General features: G+C 55.8%; 2 protein-coding genes. One reads left to right on the top strand and one right to left on the bottom strand.

Going from position 1 to position 1,779, the window contains the following annotated elements; all coding sequences use genetic code 11:
- Positions 1-665, bottom strand: a 665-nt coding sequence (locus CHB90_RS25855; protein ID WP_212591672.1) for a hypothetical protein, incomplete at its 3' end; no start/stop codon positions are given.
- Between the two features lie 607 nt (positions 666-1,272).
- On the opposite strand from CHB90_RS25855, the gene CHB90_RS25850 reads away from it, so the two are divergent.
- The gene (locus CHB90_RS25850; protein WP_212591671.1) at positions 1,273-1,749 is read left to right on the top strand and encodes a ribosome small subunit-dependent GTPase A; all 477 of its coding nucleotides are present in this window, start codon (positions 1,273-1,275) and stop codon (positions 1,747-1,749) included.
- Positions 1,750-1,779: the final 30 nt, after the last annotated feature.

Genomic DNA, 1,779 nt, shown 5'->3' with positions numbered 1-1,779 from the left:
AGCTCGGCGGGATCGGTCTGCTCATGCAGGACAGCTACCACGCTGGATTCACGAGATGAATCCCTCAACCAGCCTTTGCGCAACAAAGCCCCTTTAGCCTGAAGTTCAGAGCACGCGGTCCGGCTTGTCGCCGCGCCAAATATGTCGGCCAAGATGGAGCTTCCCGGATTGAGAACGAAACCATGGCTTTCACTCAGTCCTGACTGAATGATGATGTCCGCCTCTGGGTCATCCGGCTGGGTGCTGATGCGATACATATCGCTGACCACATCATCTCCACCCGCCAGCGCGCTGGCGACCCGCGGGGATTGGATGAATAGGCCAATTGGTTTTGTTGCACTTGAAGATATGCCTTCGCCTCCGAAATCACCGGCGACGAACCGGATCGGGACGGTCAGGCAATCGTGCCTGTCATCGCTCTTCAAGTTCACGATACCGCTTCCCATGAGCCCCCTCAGATGTAGAAGCGTCGCCTCGCGTGGAGCATCGATCCAGGCAACCCCATAGGCCCCGGCAGGAATATGTTGCCCTGCGTCCGTCTGAACGGCGGCGCTCATTGGCCAGTTGGTTTGGTGATCTGTATCCTGGGCGCTTGCTCTGAGCGACGTGAGGAGCAGAGCGATAGGGGTGGTCAGAAGAAGAGTGAAAGTTTGGCGGGTCGACATGTCTGGTGTACCTTTGTGCATGGCTGGTTGAGTTGCGAACGTGGCCGCAACGCCTTGCACATGGACGATGGCGTCGGGCAAATAGCCCGAAAACGCGATCCAGAACGTTCGAAATCGCCATTTCGAACCTCTTTTTTTTCGATTCCCAATGTCGGCTCTACCGGCGTTGCGGACTGCTCAGTCCAAGCATCCGCAGCGAACGGCCCAGTCTTCAAAGCGGCAAGTCGGGTCTCAGGTCAAACGGATGTCGGCTCCGGTCCGGTCGGATCAGGACCGCGCTCGGCTTCTGTCCTCGTTCGCGCGGCACCGCCGCATGACGACATTGGCCCTTGTTGCCTGATGCTGCACCGAGCACGGTTGACCGCTGTCCCCCATCCGCACTTCTGAACGTATTGCCAAAATCACCGTACTGACTTAAGCGAGTTACACATTCATGGAGATTTTATGACCCGATAATGCCGGGAGGCAAAGCGCCCTCCCGATGAAAAGCAAAACAGAACCAACGCCGCCGCACAATCGCTGGAGGCAAACACTTTTGCTTTATCTGGTCAATTTCTATTTTTCGGTGCGGGCGTGTCCTGCTTTCCGACCATGAAAGATCCAAACAATGACTCGGGACTATTCCAAGTTCTTGCTGCCTTCGGGTACGAGAAAAGTACCAAAACATGAGCCTTCACCTTTAGAATTACTTGGCTGGAAGCCCTTCTTTCGCCAACAACTCAATCCTGATGAGGCTGCGGATACACCGCCTGTTCGCGTGGTTGAGGTCCACAGAACTGGCTTGCATGTACTGGGTGACAACCTTGATACTCTCATCCCGCCGGGGCCGGATGCGACAGTTGGTGACTGGTTGCTTTATGATCAGAAAAAGCCATCCAATAGTAGGGTCTTGGAACGCAGGAGCGTGTTTGAGCGTCGTGCGCCGGGCTCAGACCGCAAACGGCAACTGATTGCTGCCAACGTCGACACGGTCTTTATCGTGTCGTCCTGCAACAAGGACTTCAACATCGCGCGGCTTGAACGTAACCGCGCCATTGGCACCGCCTGCCTGACGCTGGTGCGATCATCTAGGACACGTGTTTAACGACGTCGTTAACGACGTGTCTTATGCGGG

The sequence above is a fragment of the Antarctobacter heliothermus genome, assembly GCF_900188425.1.
Taxonomy (GTDB): Bacteria; Pseudomonadota; Alphaproteobacteria; order Rhodobacterales; family Rhodobacteraceae; genus Antarctobacter; species Antarctobacter heliothermus.
Note: the sequence above shows the minus strand (reverse complement) of the source record. Positions and strands in the feature narration are given on the sequence as shown.

What these genes read in the sequence shown, in the direction of transcription:
- CHB90_RS25850 (WP_212591671.1), top strand. Translation starts at nt 1,273, where the DNA reads ATGACTCGGGACTATTCCAAGTTCTTGCTGCCTTCGGGTACGAGAAAA.